The sequence below is a fragment of the Pseudoxanthomonas sp. Root65 genome, from assembly GCF_001427635.1.
Lineage (GTDB): Bacteria > Pseudomonadota > Gammaproteobacteria > Xanthomonadales > Xanthomonadaceae > Pseudoxanthomonas_A.
In genome coordinates, this window is the sequence record NZ_LMHA01000001.1 from 975862 (window position 1) to 990909 (window position 15048).

Consider the following 15048-nt stretch of genomic DNA (forward strand, 5'->3'; position numbering starts at 1 on the left):
CCATGACCGCCAACGACACCTGGTTCATCGAACACTTCTCGCACACCGGCTCGGCCATCGGCTTCCGTACCACCGGCAAGCTGGACGAAGTGCAGTCGCCGTTCCAGAAGATCGAGATCTACGACAGCACCGACTGGGGCAAGCTGATGGTGATCGACGGCGCGATGATGCTGACCACGCGCGACAACTTCTTCTACCACGAGATGATCAGCCACCCGGTGCTGTTCACCCACGCCGCGCCGAAGCGCGTGGTGATCATCGGCGGCGGTGACTGCGGCACGCTGCGCGAGGTGCTGAAGCACCCGGGCGTGGAGAAGGCCACGCAGTGCGATATCGACGAGCAGGTCACGCGCATGGCGGAGAAGTATTTCCCCGAGCTGTGCGAGTCGAACAACGACCCGCGCGCCGAACTGCTGTTCGACGACGGTGTGGCCTACATGGCCAACTGCGAACCCGGCAGCGTGGACGTGGTGATCGTCGACTCGACGGATCCGGTCGGTCCTGCGGAAGGCCTGTTCAACAAGGCGTTCTTCGAGAGCTGCTACCGCGCACTGAAGCCGGACGGCCTGCTGGTGCAGCAGTCCGAATCGCCGCTGGCGCTGCTGGACCTGATCAAGGACATGCGCGCCGAGATGGGCAAAGCCGGCTTCCAGTCGTTCAAGACGCTGCCGTTCCCGCAGCCGTGCTACCCGACCGGCTGGTGGAGCGTGACCGTGGCCAGCAAGCAGGCCGGCTTCGACTTCGCGTTCCGCCAGGCGGATGCGGCGGTCAAGCCGTTCGACACGCTGTACTACACCGCGCACCTGCACACGGGCGTGCTGGTGGCGCCGCCGTTCGTGGCGAAGGCGCTGGGGGAGTAAGGCGGAGTCGTCCCGGCAGGATCAGCGAAGCCCCGCATCGCGGGGCTTCTTTGTTTCACTACTCAGGCAAGAACATAGGAAGCATCATCACTGGCGCGGCGGAGCCTGCTACTCGGGATCCGAGAATAGGTAAACCCGGTTGTAGCCTGGTTCTGCGCGCGACTGAAAATACGCTGCAAGGTCGTCGACCAGCGCCGCTTTCCGGCAACGCTTTCGGCCCGGCTTCATCCCCTCGATCCATCCGGACCACGACACATCCTCACGATATCCGGCAGTGATGCTGGAGGGCACGACTGGCTCATCGAATTCGACGCGGTGAAAGGCGGGCCTGTTGGATCGCGAGAGGTCTTCCGGATAGGGATCGCCGCAGAAGGCCCACCCCCTGTCAATGGTCCTTGCCACCGGGAATGCCAGGTACCGGGCCATGACGCTCGTCTTTTCATCCTTGAATACGAAAAGAAGCGCAGTGTCGTAATGCGTGAACGAAGGCAAGCCATAGTGCCCGAAGAAATGGAAGCTTTCTTCGCCACCGCTCGTATCGCCGCTCAACGTCTGCAGTACTGAGTACCTGAGCTGATAACCACTGTCGAAGTTCCAGCAGCCTTTCCCACAGTCGGTCTTCAGCTCACGCACTTCGGCCAATCTGCCGATAAAGACCAACAGCTTTGGCGCGGACATATCCTCCCCTGCATGAACAATCGGGGACAGCAGGCCGAAGGCAAGGAGCAGCACGAGCATCCGCAGGCACGCGAAACCACGTGCAATGACACGCATCGCAGTCAGCTGCTCACGCTGGTTCATTGCGCGACCTACAGCGCATCCGCATCCAGTTCGCCCGTGCGGATCCGCACCACCCGCTCCAGGTCGTAGACGAACACCTTGCCATCGCCGATCTTGCCGGTGCCGGCGGCCTTCACGATGGCTTCGACCACCAGTTCGATCTGGTCGTCCGTCACCGCGACTTCCAGCTTCACTTTCGGCAGGAAATCGACCACGTACTCGGCCCCGCGGTACAGCTCGGTATGCCCCTTCTGCCGGCCGAAACCCTTCACCTCGGTGACGGTGATGCCGGCGACGCCGGCTTCCGCCAGAGCCTCGCGCACATCGTCCAGCTTGAACGGCTTGATGATGGCCATGACCATTTTCATGCAGGGTCCTCCCGTGGATGCTGGGCGCAGGATAACGCGCCACGACAAGGCGCGGTTGCGGTACAGGGCGTGTCGCGGTTCAATGGGGACCTCGCCGCCCGGACTTTTCCGACAGCGCTGCGCAGTGAACACCGATGGCGCGCCCGCGTGCCCGCCTCGCAAGCTCGATGCACTGCCGGAGACCCCACATGATCGACCTCAACCACATCGACGACCTCGCCCGCCGCCTCAGCCAGCTGGTGCCGCCCGGCCTGCGCGACTCGCAGGAAGAACTGCAGCAGACCTTCAAGTCGACGCTGCAGGCGGGACTGGCCAAACTGGACCTGGTGACCCGCGAGGAATTCGACGTGCAGCAGGCCGTCCTGCTGCGCACGCGCGAGAAGCTGGAAGCGCTGGAACGTACCGTCGCCACGCTGGAAGCCCAGCTGGCCGATCCGCCCGCCCAGTCCTGATCCGCCGCCATGAGTCTGGCCCTGGTGAACAGCCGGGCACGGGCGGGTGTGTCCGCGCCGCCGGTGCGGGTGGAAGTGCATCTGTCCGGCGGCTTGCCGTCCACGCAGATCGTCGGCCTGCCCGAAGCCGCGGTGCGCGAGGCCCGCGACCGCGTGCGCGCCGCGATCCTGTGCGCGCAGTTCGAATTCCCCACGCGCCGTATCACCGTCAATCTCGCGCCGGCGGATCTTCCCAAGGACGGCGGCCGCTTCGACCTGCCGATCGCGCTGGGCATCCTCGCCGCCAGCGGACAGATCCGTCGCGAAGCGCTGGCGGACTACGAGTTCCTTGGCGAACTGAGCCTCACCGGCGAACTCCGCGCGGTGGATGGCGTGCTGCCGGCCGCGTTGGCGGTCGCCGCCAGCGGCCGCATCCTCGTGGTGCCCGAACCCAGCGGGCCGGAAGCGGCCCTGGCACGACAGGGGCACGCGTTCACCGGCCGCACATTGCTGGAAGTCTGCGCACTGCTGGAAGGCCGCAAGGTGCTGCCCTCGGCCATCGCACCACCCGCGCTGCCTTCGACCATTCCCGACATGGCCGACGTGCGCGGGCAGGCGCACGCGCGCCGTGCCCTGGAAGTGGCCGCCGCCGGTGGCCACCATCTTCTGTTGATCGGCTCGCCGGGCTGCGGCAAGACCCTGCTGGCCTCGCGCCTGCCCGGCCTGCTGCCCGAGGCCACCGATGCCGAAGCGATGGAAAGCGCGGCCATCGCCTCGGTCAGTGGACGTGGACTGGACCCGGCGCGATGGCGGCAGCGACCCTACCGCGCCCCGCACCACACCGCGAGCGCCGTTGCCCTGGTCGGCGGCGGCGCGCAGCCGCGCCCGGGCGAGATCTCGCTGGCGCACAACGGCGTGTTGTTCATGGATGAATTGCCGGAATGGTCGCGCGCCGCGCTGGAGGTGCTGCGCGAGCCGCTGGAATCCGGCACCGTCACCGTGTCCCGGGCCGCACGGACGGCCGAGTTCCCTGCACGCTTCCAACTGGTCGCGGCCATGAATCCTTGCCCATGCGGGTGGGCAGGCGATTCCAGCGGACGCTGCCGCTGCGGGCCCGACCTGGTCCGCCGCTACCGCAGCCGGCTGTCCGGCCCCTTGCTGGACCGCATCGACCTGCACGTCCATGTGCCCCGGCTGCCACCGCACGAACTGCGGCCGGACGCGCCGGACGGCGAATGCACGGCCGCCGTGCAGGCACGCGTGGTGGCGGCGCGCGCACGGCAAGTCGCACGCTGCGGACGCGCCAACGCGCGCATGGGCCAGGCCGAGACGATGGCGCACTGCCGCCTGTCGGCGCGCGACCAGGCCTTGCTGGAGCGCGCCGTCGAACGCCTGCAGCTGTCCGCCCGCAGCCTGCACCGCATCCTGCGGGTGGCGCGCACCATCGCCGACCTCGCTGGCAGCGACGACATCGGCACGGCGCACTTGACCGAAGCCCTCGGCTACCGGGGACTGGATCGCGGCAACGCAGCATGACCTCCGACCACGGCGCGAGAAGGTCGTGTGTGATCTACTCCGGTCACGCATTCCACCAGCGGACGTCCTGTCCGCCGTCGCCTTCTTGCCACCCAGGAGCCCGCCCATGCGTCACACCGCCCTTCGCCTCACGCTGCTGGCCTCGACCGTCGCCGTCGCGCTTGCCGCACACGCCGCCCCATCCGCCGCCGACCGCATCGCAGGCACTGAACTGATCGGGCGCGACGCGCTGTTCGGCAATCCCGAGCGCGCCAACGTGCAGGTCAGTCCGGACGGCAAGTACCTGAGCTGGGTCGCCGCCGTCGACGGCGTGCTGAACGTCTGGGTCGCACCGGCCGACAATCCCGCACAGGCCAAGGCGGTCACCCAGGACAAGGCACGCGGCATCCGCAGCTACTTCTGGTCCTACCAGCCCGACACGCTGCTGTACCTGCGCGACAGCGGTGGCGACGAGGACTTCCACCTGTATGCGGTCGACCTGAAGACCGGGCAGGCGAAGGACCTGACGCCGTTCCCGAAGACCACCGCCCAGGTCGTCGGCGTCAGCCCCAGGCAGCCCGGCACGATCCTGGTCGGCATGAACGACCGCGACCCGAAGTGGCACGACCTCTACCGCGTCGATCTCGCCACGGGCACGCGCACCTTGCTCGAGAAGAACGAAGCGCAGATCGCCGGCTACATTGCCGATGCCGACTACGCCCTCAAGTACGCGACGCGCTCGCGCCCGGACGGGGGCGCCGACGTGCTGAAGCGCGATGACCGCGGCGGCTGGGAGAAGGTCGACGACATCCCGTTCGAGGATGTGCTGACCACCAGCCCCGGCGGCCTGACGCTGGACGGCAAGACGCTCTACTTCACCGATTCGCGTGGCCGCAACACCGCCGCGCTGTTCGCGGTGGACGTGGCCAGCGGCAAACGCACGCTGGTGCTGGAGGACGCGCGCGCCGATGTCGGCGGCACGCTGGCCGACCCGGCGACGGGCAGGGTGCAGGCGGTGTCGGTCGACTACCTGCGCGACGAATGGAAGGTGGTCGATCCGTCCATCCGCGCCGATCTTGAGAAGCTGGAGGCGATCGGCCCGGGTGACGTGTCGGTCAATACGCGCACGCTGGACGACAAGACCTGGATCGTCGCGTACTCCGCGGCCGAAGCGCCGCTGGTCTACTACCGTTACGACCGTCCGGCGGGCACGCTGACCAAGCTGTTCTCCGCGCGGCCGAAACTGGACGGCAAGCCGCTGGTGCCGCAGTGGCCGGTGGAGATCGCCTCGCGCGACAACAAGACGCTGGTCAGCTACCTGACCCTGCCGCGCAGTGCCGATGCCGACAACGACGGCAAGGCGGACGCGCCGGTGCCGCTGGTACTGCTGGTGCACGGCGGCCCGTGGGCGCGCGACTCCTACGGCTACGGCAGCTACAACCAGTGGCTGGCCAACCGCGGCTACGCGGTGCTGTCCGTCAACTTCCGCGGCTCCACCGGTTTCGGCAAGGACTTCACCAACGCCGGCAACGGCGAGTGGGCCGGCAAGATGCACGACGACCTGATCGATGCGGTGCAGTGGGCGGTCAAGCAGGGCGTCACCACCGACGACAAGGTGGCGATCATGGGCGGCAGCTACGGCGGCTACGCCACACTGGCCGGCCTGACCTTCACCCCGGACACGTTTGCCTGCGGCGTGGACATCGTGGGGCCGTCCAACCTCAACACCCTGCTCAGCACCGTGCCGCCGTACTGGGCCAGCTTCTTCGAGCAACTGGCCAAGCGCATGGGCGACCCGCGCACCGAGGACGGCAAGAAGTGGCTGACCGAGCGCTCGCCGCTGACCCGCGCCGACCAGATCAAGAAGCCGCTGCTGATCGGCCAGGGTGCCAACGACCCGCGCGTGAAACAGGACGAGAGCGACCAGATCGTCAAGGCGATGACCGCGAAGAACATCCCGGTGACCTACGTGTTGTTCCCCGACGAAGGCCACGGCTTCGCGCGGCCGGAGAACAACAAGGCCTTCAATGCGGTGACCGAGGGCTTCCTCGCGCAATGCCTGGGTGGCCGTGCCGAGCCGATCGGCAATGACCTGACAGGCTCCAGCATCAGCGTGCCGACCGGCGCCGACGGCGTCCTCGGCTTGTCCGAGGCGCTGAAGCGTCATACCCAAGAGGTGAAGAAGTAAGCCGTCCGCGACCCCGCAACAACGAAACGCCGGCGCAAGCCGGCGTTTCTTTTCCCGCATCCTGGTCCGCCACGCGCACGTCGCGGACCGTGACCGCGCGTGTCAGTTCGAGCCCATCATCTTCGGCGTGTCGCGGCAGCTGGGACCGCAACTCGGGCGCTCCTCCATCAGCTTTTCCGCCGCCTGCCGCGCCTCGCGCAATTCCGCGACCGTGCGGCAGATCCGCGTGGGCCGATGACTGCCGACCTGCTTGATCCGTTCGCAGACCAGGCGCTCGTCTTCAGCGCGGGTGATCGTGGCATTGATGGCTTCGAGCGTATTGATGGCCGCCAGCTTGTCATCCATCGACAGCTCGTCGAGCGACTGCCTGCCTTTCGTCAGCGCGAGGAAGCGATCCTGCTGGGCAACGAGCGCCTGACGCTCCGCCGCACCCAGCTCCTTGAAACGCCCTTGCCCGGCGAGTGCCTGCTGCCGCAGTTGCACTTGCTGGGCATGGATTTCCGGCAGTTCACCGGTCGTGCGGGTGCTGGCCCATAGCGAACCCGGCAGGCTCAGCGAAACGACGAGCATGATGCGAATCAACATGACGGCCTCCGTGGAGATCCAGCAACGGGAAAGGCATACACCGGGCGATCAGCTGCCGCGACAGCCCGCTCCGCACATCTTGCGCTCTTCCAGCGACTTCTCCGCCTCTTCGCGCTCCTTGCGGCGTTCGGCCACGGTCTTGCAGATGCGGGTCGGGCGATTGCTGCCGACCAGCTTCACGCGCTCGCAGACCAGGCGTTCGTCTTCTGCGCGGGTGATCGCGGCCTTGATCCACTCCAGCGTATTGATGGCCGTGGTCTGGTCATCGCGCGCCAGGTCGCCGAGCGTGCTCTTGCCGTCGATCAGGGTGATGAGCTGGTTCTGCTTCTGGATCAGCGCCTGCCGTTCCGGCTCGCTGAGGTCCTTGAACGGACCCGTCTTGTCCATCGCCTGCTGGCGGTAGGACATCTGTTCCTTACGGATTTCCCCGAGGTCCGAGGTCGTGTTGCCGTTGGCGGACGCGACGGCCGAGGCCCCCAGCATCCATGCCGTGAAGAGGATGACGCCTGCGCGCATGCGGACTGCTCCTGTCGTGGACGTAATGGAACTTACCCACGCCAGCCGTCCGTGTCGAGTGCCGTCGGGCGGCGGGACCCCGCCGCCCGGCAGCCGGCCTCAGGCCGCCTTTTCCTTCTCGTAGAACTGTTCTTCCTCGGTCGAGCCCTTCAGCGCGGTGACGCTGGAGCTGCCGCCCTGGATGACGGTGGTGACGTCGTCGAAGTAGCCGGCGCCCACTTCCTGCTGGTGCGAGACGAAGGTGTAGCCCTTCTCGCGGGCGGCGAACTCGGCTTCCTGCACCTGTTCGACGTAGTGCTTCATGCCTTCGCCGCGGGCGTAGTCGTGGGCGAACTTGAAGGTGTTGAACCAGTTGATGTGGATGCCGGCCAGGGTGATGAACTGGTACTTGTAGCCCAGCGCCGACAGCTCGTCCTGGAAACGGGCGATCTGTGCATCGTCCAGGTTCTTCTTCCAGTTGAAGCTGGGCGAGCAGTTGTAGGACAGCAGCTTGCCCGGGTGCTTCGCATGCACGGCCTGGGCGAACTCGCGGGCGAAGCCGATGTCCGGCGTGCCGGTCTCGCACCACACCAGGTCGGCGTAGGGCGCATAGGCGATGCCGCGGCTGATCGCCTGCTCCAGGCCGTTCTTCACCCGGTAAAAGCCTTCGGCGGTGCGCTGGCCGGTGACGAAGGGCTGGTCGTTGGCGTCGAAGTCCGAGGTCAGCAGATTGGCGGCTTCGGCATCGGTACGCGCCAGCACGATGGTCGGCACGCCCAGCACGTCGGCGGCCAGGCGCGCGGCCTGCAGCTTCTGCACCGCTTCCTGCGTGGGCACCAGCACCTTGCCGCCCATGTGGCCGCACTTCTTCACCGCGGCCAGCTGGTCCTCGAAGTGCACACCGGCGGCGCCGGCGACGATCATGTTCTTCATCAGCTCGTAGGCGTTCAGCACCCCGCCGAAGCCGGCCTCACCGTCGGCGACGATGGGCAGGAAGAAGTCGATGGCATCGGCCTCGTTGGCCTTGCCGTCGCAGATGTTCTTCCACTGGATCTCGTCGGCGCGCTGGAAGGTGTTGTTGATGCGGCGGACCATCGTCGGCACCGAGTCGTACGCGTACAACGACTGGTCGGGGTACATGGTCTCGGAAGTGTTGCCGTCGGCGGCGACCTGCCAGCCGGACAGGTAGACGGCCTCCAGGCCGGCCTTGGCCTGCTGCATGGCCTGGCCTGCGCTGATCGCGCCGAAGGCGTTGACGTAACCCTTCTTCGCCTCGCCATTGACCAGCTTCCACAGCTTCTCGGCGCCGCGACGGGCCAGCGTGTATTCCGGCTGCACGCTGCCGCGCAGGCGGACCACATCGGCGGCGCTGTAGTCGCGCTTGATGCCGGTCCAGCGCGGGTTGTGGTCCCAGTCCTGCTGGACGGCGTCGATCTGCTGCTGCTTGGTGTTCATGGCGGTGCTCCGTGATGTGGGGTGCTTCAGTGCGGTGCGGTGCGGTGCGGTGCGGATGCGCGGGCGGACGTGACGGGGCGGTCTCTACGAATCCCGATTCCCCTTCCCGAATCCCGGCCTTCAATCAATCGATACGTTCGTAGGCAGGCAGGGTCAGGAAGTCGGCCAGGTCGTCGGCGCGGCTCAGGGCATCGAGCAGGGCGATGGCTTCGGAGATGCGCTCGCCGCCGGGCAGCCGGCTGTGGTCGCCCAGCTTCGCGGGCAGCGCGGCCAGCGTGCGCTGCAGCAGGGCGTAGTCGATCTGGGTGCCGTCGCACAGGTGCACGTCGGCGGTGTGCAGCCACTGCCAGATCTGTGTGCGCGAGATCTCGGCGGTGGCGGCGTCTTCCATCAGCCAGTGGATCGGCACGCAGCCGTTGCCGTCCAGCCACGCGGCCAGGTAGCGCACGCAGACTTCCACGTTGCCTTCGAAGCCGGCGCGCGTGATGGTGCCGGTGGACGGGCGGATCAGATCGTCGCGGGTCACCGCCACGTCTTCGCGCAGCACGCCGCGCTGGTTGGTCTGCGGCATGTGTTCGTCGAAGATCGCCTTCGCCACCGGAATCAGCGCCGGGTGCGCCACCCAGGTGCCGTCGTGGCCGGCGGTGACCTCGCGCAGCTTGTCGGCGCGCACGCGGGCCAGCGCCTGTTCGTTGGCGGCTTCGTCGTTGCTGATCGGGATCTGCGCGGCCATGCCGCCCATCGCATGCGCGCCGCGGCGGTGGCAGGTCTGGATCAACAGTTCCGAATAGGCCTTCAGGAACGGCTGCGTCATTGTCACCTGGCCGCGCTCGGGCAGCACCTTGTCGGCGTGGCGACGGAACGTCTTCAGGTAGGAAAAGATGTAGTCCCAGCGGCCGCAGTTCAGGCCGACGATGCGCTCGCGCAGCGCATGCAGGATCTCGTGCATCTCGAACACCGCCGGCAGCGTCTCGATCAGCACGGTGACCTTCATCTGCCCGTGCGGCAGGCCCAGCGCGGCCTCGATGTGCGACAGCGCGGTCTCCCACAGCGCGGCCTCTTCCATGCTCTGCAGCTTGGGCAGGTAGAAGTACGGGCCGCGATCCTTCGCCTGCAGCGCGCGGGCGTTGTGCCAGGCGAACACGGCGACGTCGAACAGGGCGCCGGCGATCGGCGCGCCATCGATCAGCACGTGCTTCTCGTACAGGTGCCAGCCGCGCGGGCGCACCAGCAACACGGCCTGCTGGTCCTGCGGCTTCAGCGCGTAGTGCTTGCCGGCGTCCGAGGTGAACTGCAAGTCGCCCTGCACGGCGCCGATCAGCGCGCGCTGGCCGGTCAGCAGGTTCTGCCAGGTCGGCGAGGTGGAATCCTCGAAGTCGGCCATGAACACCTTGGCGCCGGAGTTCAGCGCATTGATGACCATCTTCGGGTCGACCGGACCGGTGATCTCGACGCGGCGGTCCTGCAGCGCGGTCGGCACCGGCGCCACGGTCCAGTCGCCCTCGCGGATGGCGCGGGTGTCGGGGCGGAAGTCCGGCAGGCCGCCGGCATCGAAGAACGCCTGGCGCTCGCGGCGGGCCGCCAGCCGTGCCTGCCGCTCCGGTTCGATCGCACGGTGCAGCGAGACCAGCAGCGCCAGCACGCCGGGCGGCAGCAGCGCGTCCTGGCCTGCCTGGGCGGCGGTCAGGGCGATGCCGGGGGTGGGACGGTCGGCGCGGGATTCGCGCGGCAGGGCGAAAGCGGTGGCGGACATGGGAACCTCCTGGCGTCTTGCTGGAGACGCACAGTGCTCTCGGACGTAATTATTTGACAAAACAGTTTTGTCAATGCACTAAATAAGCTGTACTTATAGTTGACTAGATCATGGGCTCTAAAGACGCGCCAACCCCCCGATTTCCTTACAAATCCGACCGCCTGAAGCCGCTGCGCGCCTTCTGCCAGACGGTGCGGCTGGGGTCGGTATCGCGGGCGGCGGAGGCGCTTTTCGTCAGCCAGCCGGCCATCACCCTGCAGTTGCAGGCGCTCGAGCGCGACCTGGGCGTCACCCTGTTCGAGCGCAGCGGGCGCCGGCTGGTGCCCAGCCGCGAGGGCCAGGTGCTGTTCGAACTGGCGCAGCCGCTGGTCGCGGGGCTGGACGGGCTGGACGCGTCGTTCCGCGAGAAGGTCAGCGGCCTGGAAGCCGGCGAGCTCAACGTGGCCGCCAACAGCTCGACCATCCTCTACCTGCTGCCGAAGATCGTGGAGCACTTCCGCCAGCAGCACCCCGAGGTGAAGCTGACCCTGCACAACGCCGCCAGCGCCGACGGCACCGACCTGCTGCGCTCGGATGCGGTGGACCTGGCGGTGGGATCCGTGCTCGACGTCCCGGCCGACCTCAGCTACGCGCCGGTCTACCGTTTCGAGCCGATGCTGATCACGCCGCCTGACCATCCGTTGGCGAAGAAGCGCGACCTGCGCCTGGAAGACCTTTCGCCCTACGGCCTGATCCTGCCACCGAAGCGGCTGGTCACCTACCGACTGGTGGACCTGGTGTTCCAGCAGGCGCGCGTGCCGTACACGGTCGCGCTGGAGGTCGGCGGCTGGGAGGTGATCAAGCAGTACGTCAGCATGGGCATGGGCATCTCGGTGATCGCCTCGATCTGCCTGACCGAGGCCGACCGCGACCGGCTGGCGGCGCGTTCGCTGGCGCAGTGGTTCCCCTCGCGCAGCTACGGCGTGGTGGTGCGCAAGGGCAAGTTCCTGTCGCCGCAGGCGCGCGCCTTCATCGAGCTGATCCAGCCGCACCTGTTCGAGCGCCGCGATTACGATGAGAGCGGACACTCCGAACGCTGACGTCCTGCCTGCATGAGCGGCCGCTATCGACAACAGGATTTCGTGCCCGGCCAGGCCCTGCTGTGCCGCTGGGACTATGTGCAGGGCGTGCAGGCGACGCCGACACTCGTGCTGCCCGATGCCTGCGTCGACCTGCTGTGGGATGGCGAGCGGTTGAGCATCGCCGGGCCGGATACGCATGCGCAGTACGCGGACATCGCTGCGGGTCGCCGCGTGCAGGGCCTGCGGTTCGCGCCCACCATCGCCGCGCGATGGCTGGGGGTTCCGCTGCGCGCCCTCGCCGACCAGCGCGTGCCGTTGCGCGACCTCGGCGACCGCCGCCTCGCCACGCTGGCCGACCGCATGGCGGAACGCGATGCCGATGCGATGGGCTGGCTGTCCGAGCGGATCCTGGCCGACACGCCGTCGCGGCCGGATGCCATGCAATCGGTGCATGCGCGACTGGCGCGTGCGCATCCCGACACGGTGGCGCAACTGGCCCGCGATCTGGGCCTCACCGAACGCACGCTGCTGCGCCGTTGCGACGACGCCTTCGGCTACGGGCCGAAGGTGCTGGCGCGCATCCTGCGGCTGCAGCGCTTCCTGGCGTTGCAGGACCGACACACGACGCTGACGGACGCGGCGTTGGACGCCGGCTACTACGACGCCGCCCAGCTTGCCGGCGATGCACGCCGCCTCACCGGCCTGTCGCCGACGCAGCTGCTGGCGCAGGTCGCGCGCTGACCGTCCGATTCCGCCAAGACAGGCCGCGCGGACTCGCGCAGACTGCGGGCCTCTTCCACGGATACCCGCCATGAGCAGCGCCGAACATCACCACCGCATCGACTATCTCGAATTCACCGTCGCCTCCATCGCTGCATCGAAAGCCTTCTACGGTGATGCGTTCGGCTGGACGTTCCAGGAGTACGGTCCCGACTACTGCGAGTTCCGCGACGGCCGCCTGACCGGCGGCTTCGCGCACGGCGCACCGCAGCCGGGCGGCGCCTTGGTCGTGCTGTATTCGACCGCGCTGGAAGACAGCCTGGCGCAGGTCGAGAAAGCTGGCGGGCGCATCAGCAAGCCGATCTTCGCCTTCCCCGGTGGTCGCCGCTTCCAGTTCACCGATCCCGACGGTTACGAACTCGCGGTCTGGTCGACGACCTGAGTCAGCGCGCGTCGTAGCGCGCCAGCAGGGCGCGATGGCCCGACCGCCACCGCGCCAGCTCGGCGGTGGAGTGGCCGTACGCCGTGTCGATGAAGGCCAGCGACAGCGATTCGGTCGCCTGCTTGACCTGCTCGCTGACCTCGCGCGAATCGAAATAGCGATGGTCGGTGAACACGTTGTGGGTGCCGTGGCGATACACGGCCAGCACCTTGTGCGCGCCGCCGATGGCGTCGAACACCTTCAGGCGGTCGTCGACGCCGGAGCCGAAACCCGGGATGCGGATGATGTCGTCGGCCGTGGTGACGTGCAGCGTGGGAATGGTGATGCCGGCGAGGATGGGCCGGAAATCGGCGTCGCCGTAGAACGGCGGCGCGGAGATGACGATGGCGGCGCTGAAACGGGGATCGCGCAGCTCGATCGTCTTGCCATCGCGCACCACCCGTGCACCGGCCGACATCAGCGTGGTGTTGGCGCCGTAGGAGTGGCCTGCGGCGACGATGCGCGCGCGGTCGACCTGCGCGCCCCACGCGCCGGCCAGCACCTGGTCGAGGGCGAAGCGCTGGTCATGCACGCGCGCCACCGCTTCGGCTTCGCCAGCGGCCTGCTGGAAACGCGACACCAGGCCGAACGGATTGCCCTGCCACAGCGCGCGGTCGCTGCCGACATGCTGCACGTGGAGGCTGGCGATGCCGTGCTTTGCCCAGTAGTGGCCCAGGTAGGTGTAGCCGTCGCGCGCGCTGCCGATGCCGTGCGAGAACACCACCAGGGGCACCTTGCCGCTGCGTGCCGCATCCGGCCAGAACAGCTTCACCGGGACCGCGCGACCGCGCGCCGGATCCACCCAGTCCAGGTCCTGCACGCGATAGCCGGCGCGCAACTCGATGCCGGCTTCGCCGTCGGCCGGCAGGTGCGACGAGGCCACCAGCATCGGCGCCAGCAGCAGGAACAGCAGGACCATCAGGCGGTGACGGCGGAGGAAAGCGGCAACGTTCATCGGCAACACATCCGGGACAGGGGCAGCGCACGCGCCCAAGGCGCCTGCGTACGACATGCGGGTTGGCCGCAGACCGCGGCGCGGATCACTTCTTTTTCGGGCGACCGGCCTTGACCGGTGCCAGCGCGTCCAGCGCCTTCGCCAGGGCCTGCGGCGACAGCGTGGACAGGGCCTGCAGACCGGCCCGCAGCAGTTCGCTCTTCTTCGCAGGCCGCTGCACCTGCAGGGCGCGGCCTTTCAGCACGGCGACCAGGGCGAAGTCGTCGGCCGGCATCGTGAAACTGTCGCGCACCAGCTTGGCCGGGGCGGCGTCTTCCGCCTCGGCAGCACCGGTGTCGCGCGTTTTGCGGGACTTGGCCATGGCACGCCCTTAAATCGTATAAACGATTTATACCTTTTCGTGCCGACGGCGCCAAGCCCGCACCGTGCCGACGAGCGGCAGGCGTTCAGGCGCGGCGGCGGGCGAAACCCGGCACCGCGCGGCCTAGACTGTCACTTTTACGCCGGGGTGGATCGCCATGAGCCCGCGCACCGCCTCCCCACGCACCGGCGAACGGGCCGCCGCGCTCGCCGCCGCCGACGCCCGCGCGCTGGCGTCGGCGCTGGCCCTCGCGCCGGCCAACCCGGCAGGCGTGCACGAGGCGCGCAAGAGCGTCCGCCGGCTGCGCTCGCTGCTGGCACTGGGCCGGCGCGCATTGGGCCGCGAGGCCGTCGATGCGGTCGACCGCGACCTGCGCGCGCTGGCCAAGGCGCTCTCGGCGCTGCGCGACGGGCAGGTGGTGCAGGAGACGGCCCGGCAACTGGCGGACGAGGCCAGCGACGCCGACGAACGCAGCACGTGGGAAGCGCTGCTGCCGCGGCTGGCCGAACGCCAACAGCACCGCCTGGCCGAAGCGCTGCGCGACGATCCCGGCTTCGTCCGCCAGCAGGCACAGGCGCACCGGCAGGCCGAACGGCTGCAGCAGCTGCCGTGGCACCGGCTGCGTCGCGACGACCTGCGCCAGGCGTTGGCGCGCTCGCAGCGGCGGCAGGCGCGCGCGCAGGCGGCGGCCATCGCCTCCGGCCGCGTCGACGACCTGCACGACTGGCGGCGCCGCTCGCGCCGGTTGCGCATGCAGCTGACCGCGCTGCGCAAGCTGCGCGTCCGGCCGCCGGCGGACGGCCCACCCGCGCCGGGCCTGCGGCAGGTGAGCCGGCTGGTCGACCAGTTGGGCGTACTGCAGGACCTGGCGCTGCTGGCACAGGCGCTGGAGGACCTGGAGACCGCCCGCCCGCGGACACGGCCCGCCGCGGCCGGGCGCTCCCGGACCCCGTCGCCCATCCAGCCGCTCGCCTAGCACGGCGCCGGCCAACGGCCACCTGCGTCAAGAACGCCACCCCGGGGCCGATAGTGACCCAGAC

At 68.4% G+C, this 15048-nt stretch carries 16 protein-coding genes; 8 read left to right on the forward strand and 8 right to left on the reverse strand.

Features of this window, described 5'->3' with window-relative positions:
• Positions 1–2 precede the first annotated feature (2 nt).
• Positions 3–860 carry a polyamine aminopropyltransferase gene (gene speE / locus ASD77_RS04275; protein WP_055937788.1) on the forward strand — a complete coding sequence of 286 codons (858 nt, stop codon included), beginning with the start codon at positions 3–5 and terminating at the stop codon, positions 858–860.
• 108 nt (positions 861–968) lie between these two features.
• Here the strand turns inward: speE and ASD77_RS04280 are convergent, their stop codons facing one another.
• Complete coding sequence (locus ASD77_RS04280; RefSeq protein WP_055937791.1) at positions 969–1661, reverse strand: hypothetical protein; 693 nt, start codon at positions 1659–1661, stop codon at positions 969–971.
• Positions 1662–1669: 8 nt separating this feature from the next.
• On the reverse strand, positions 1670–2008 hold the full coding sequence (locus ASD77_RS04285) for a P-II family nitrogen regulator (RefSeq protein ID WP_055937795.1): 339 nt from the start codon (positions 2006–2008) through the stop codon (positions 1670–1672).
• A 188-nt stretch (positions 2009–2196) separates the two neighbouring features.
• On the opposite strand from ASD77_RS04285, the gene ASD77_RS04290 reads away from it, so the two are divergent.
• From ASD77_RS04290 to ASD77_RS04300, 3 genes are all read left to right on the forward strand, one after another.
• Entirely contained in the window at positions 2197–2460 is a 264-nt protein-coding gene (locus ASD77_RS04290; protein ID WP_055937798.1) for an accessory factor UbiK family protein, read from the forward strand.
• A gap of 9 nt (positions 2461–2469) precedes the next feature.
• Positions 2470–3975: a YifB family Mg chelatase-like AAA ATPase gene (locus ASD77_RS04295; protein ID WP_055937801.1), complete on the forward strand. Its 1506-nt coding sequence runs from the start codon at positions 2470–2472 to the stop codon at positions 3973–3975.
• Between the two features lie 106 nt (positions 3976–4081).
• Positions 4082–6142 carry a S9 family peptidase gene (locus tag ASD77_RS04300; RefSeq protein ID WP_055937804.1) on the forward strand — a complete coding sequence of 687 codons (2061 nt, stop codon included), beginning with the start codon at positions 4082–4084 and terminating at the stop codon, positions 6140–6142.
• A 102-nt stretch (positions 6143–6244) separates the two neighbouring features.
• Here the strand turns inward: ASD77_RS04300 and ASD77_RS04305 are convergent, their stop codons facing one another.
• From ASD77_RS04305 to aceB, 4 genes are all read right to left on the reverse strand, one after another.
• Complete coding sequence (locus ASD77_RS04305) at positions 6245–6727, reverse strand: hypothetical protein (RefSeq protein WP_055937807.1); 483 nt, start codon at positions 6725–6727, stop codon at positions 6245–6247.
• Between the two features lie 48 nt (positions 6728–6775).
• Entirely contained in the window at positions 6776–7243 is a 468-nt protein-coding gene (locus ASD77_RS04310; RefSeq protein ID WP_055937810.1) for a hypothetical protein, read from the reverse strand.
• A 99-nt stretch (positions 7244–7342) separates the two neighbouring features.
• The gene (aceA, locus tag ASD77_RS04315) at positions 7343–8677 is read right to left on the reverse strand and encodes an isocitrate lyase (protein WP_055937813.1); all 1335 of its coding nucleotides are present in this window, start codon (positions 8675–8677) and stop codon (positions 7343–7345) included.
• Between the two features lie 124 nt (positions 8678–8801).
• A complete protein-coding gene (aceB, locus tag ASD77_RS04320) occupies positions 8802–10430 on the reverse strand; it encodes a malate synthase A (protein ID WP_055937816.1) in 1629 nt (542 codons plus the stop codon).
• Between the two features lie 110 nt (positions 10431–10540).
• On the opposite strand from aceB, the gene ASD77_RS04325 reads away from it, so the two are divergent.
• From ASD77_RS04325 to ASD77_RS04335, 3 genes are all read left to right on the forward strand, one after another.
• Positions 10541–11509 (forward strand): LysR family transcriptional regulator, encoded by a 969-nt coding sequence (locus tag ASD77_RS04325; RefSeq protein ID WP_055937819.1) that lies wholly within the window; start codon positions 10541–10543, stop codon positions 11507–11509.
• Positions 11510–11521: 12 nt separating this feature from the next.
• Positions 11522–12232, forward strand: a complete 711-nt coding sequence (locus ASD77_RS04330) for a helix-turn-helix domain-containing protein (RefSeq protein ID WP_055937822.1) — start codon at positions 11522–11524, stop codon at positions 12230–12232.
• Between the two features lie 70 nt (positions 12233–12302).
• Complete coding sequence (locus tag ASD77_RS04335) at positions 12303–12653, forward strand: VOC family protein (RefSeq protein WP_055937825.1); 351 nt, start codon at positions 12303–12305, stop codon at positions 12651–12653.
• A 1-nt stretch (position 12654) separates the two neighbouring features.
• Here ASD77_RS04335 and ASD77_RS04340 read toward each other — a convergent pair whose 3' ends face one another.
• Together ASD77_RS04340 and ASD77_RS04345 are read right to left on the reverse strand one after the other, a co-directional pair.
• Positions 12655–13647 (reverse strand): acetylhydrolase, encoded by a 993-nt coding sequence (locus ASD77_RS04340; protein ID WP_162247586.1) that lies wholly within the window; start codon positions 13645–13647, stop codon positions 12655–12657.
• Positions 13648–13732: 85 nt separating this feature from the next.
• Positions 13733–14008 carry a hypothetical protein gene (locus ASD77_RS04345; RefSeq protein WP_055937831.1) on the reverse strand — a complete coding sequence of 92 codons (276 nt, stop codon included), beginning with the start codon at positions 14006–14008 and terminating at the stop codon, positions 13733–13735.
• Positions 14009–14165: 157 nt separating this feature from the next.
• Here ASD77_RS04345 and ASD77_RS04350 point away from each other — a divergent pair, with 157 nt between their 5' ends.
• Complete coding sequence (locus ASD77_RS04350; RefSeq protein ID WP_055937834.1) at positions 14166–14984, forward strand: CHAD domain-containing protein; 819 nt, start codon at positions 14166–14168, stop codon at positions 14982–14984.
• Positions 14985–15048 lie beyond the last annotated feature (64 nt).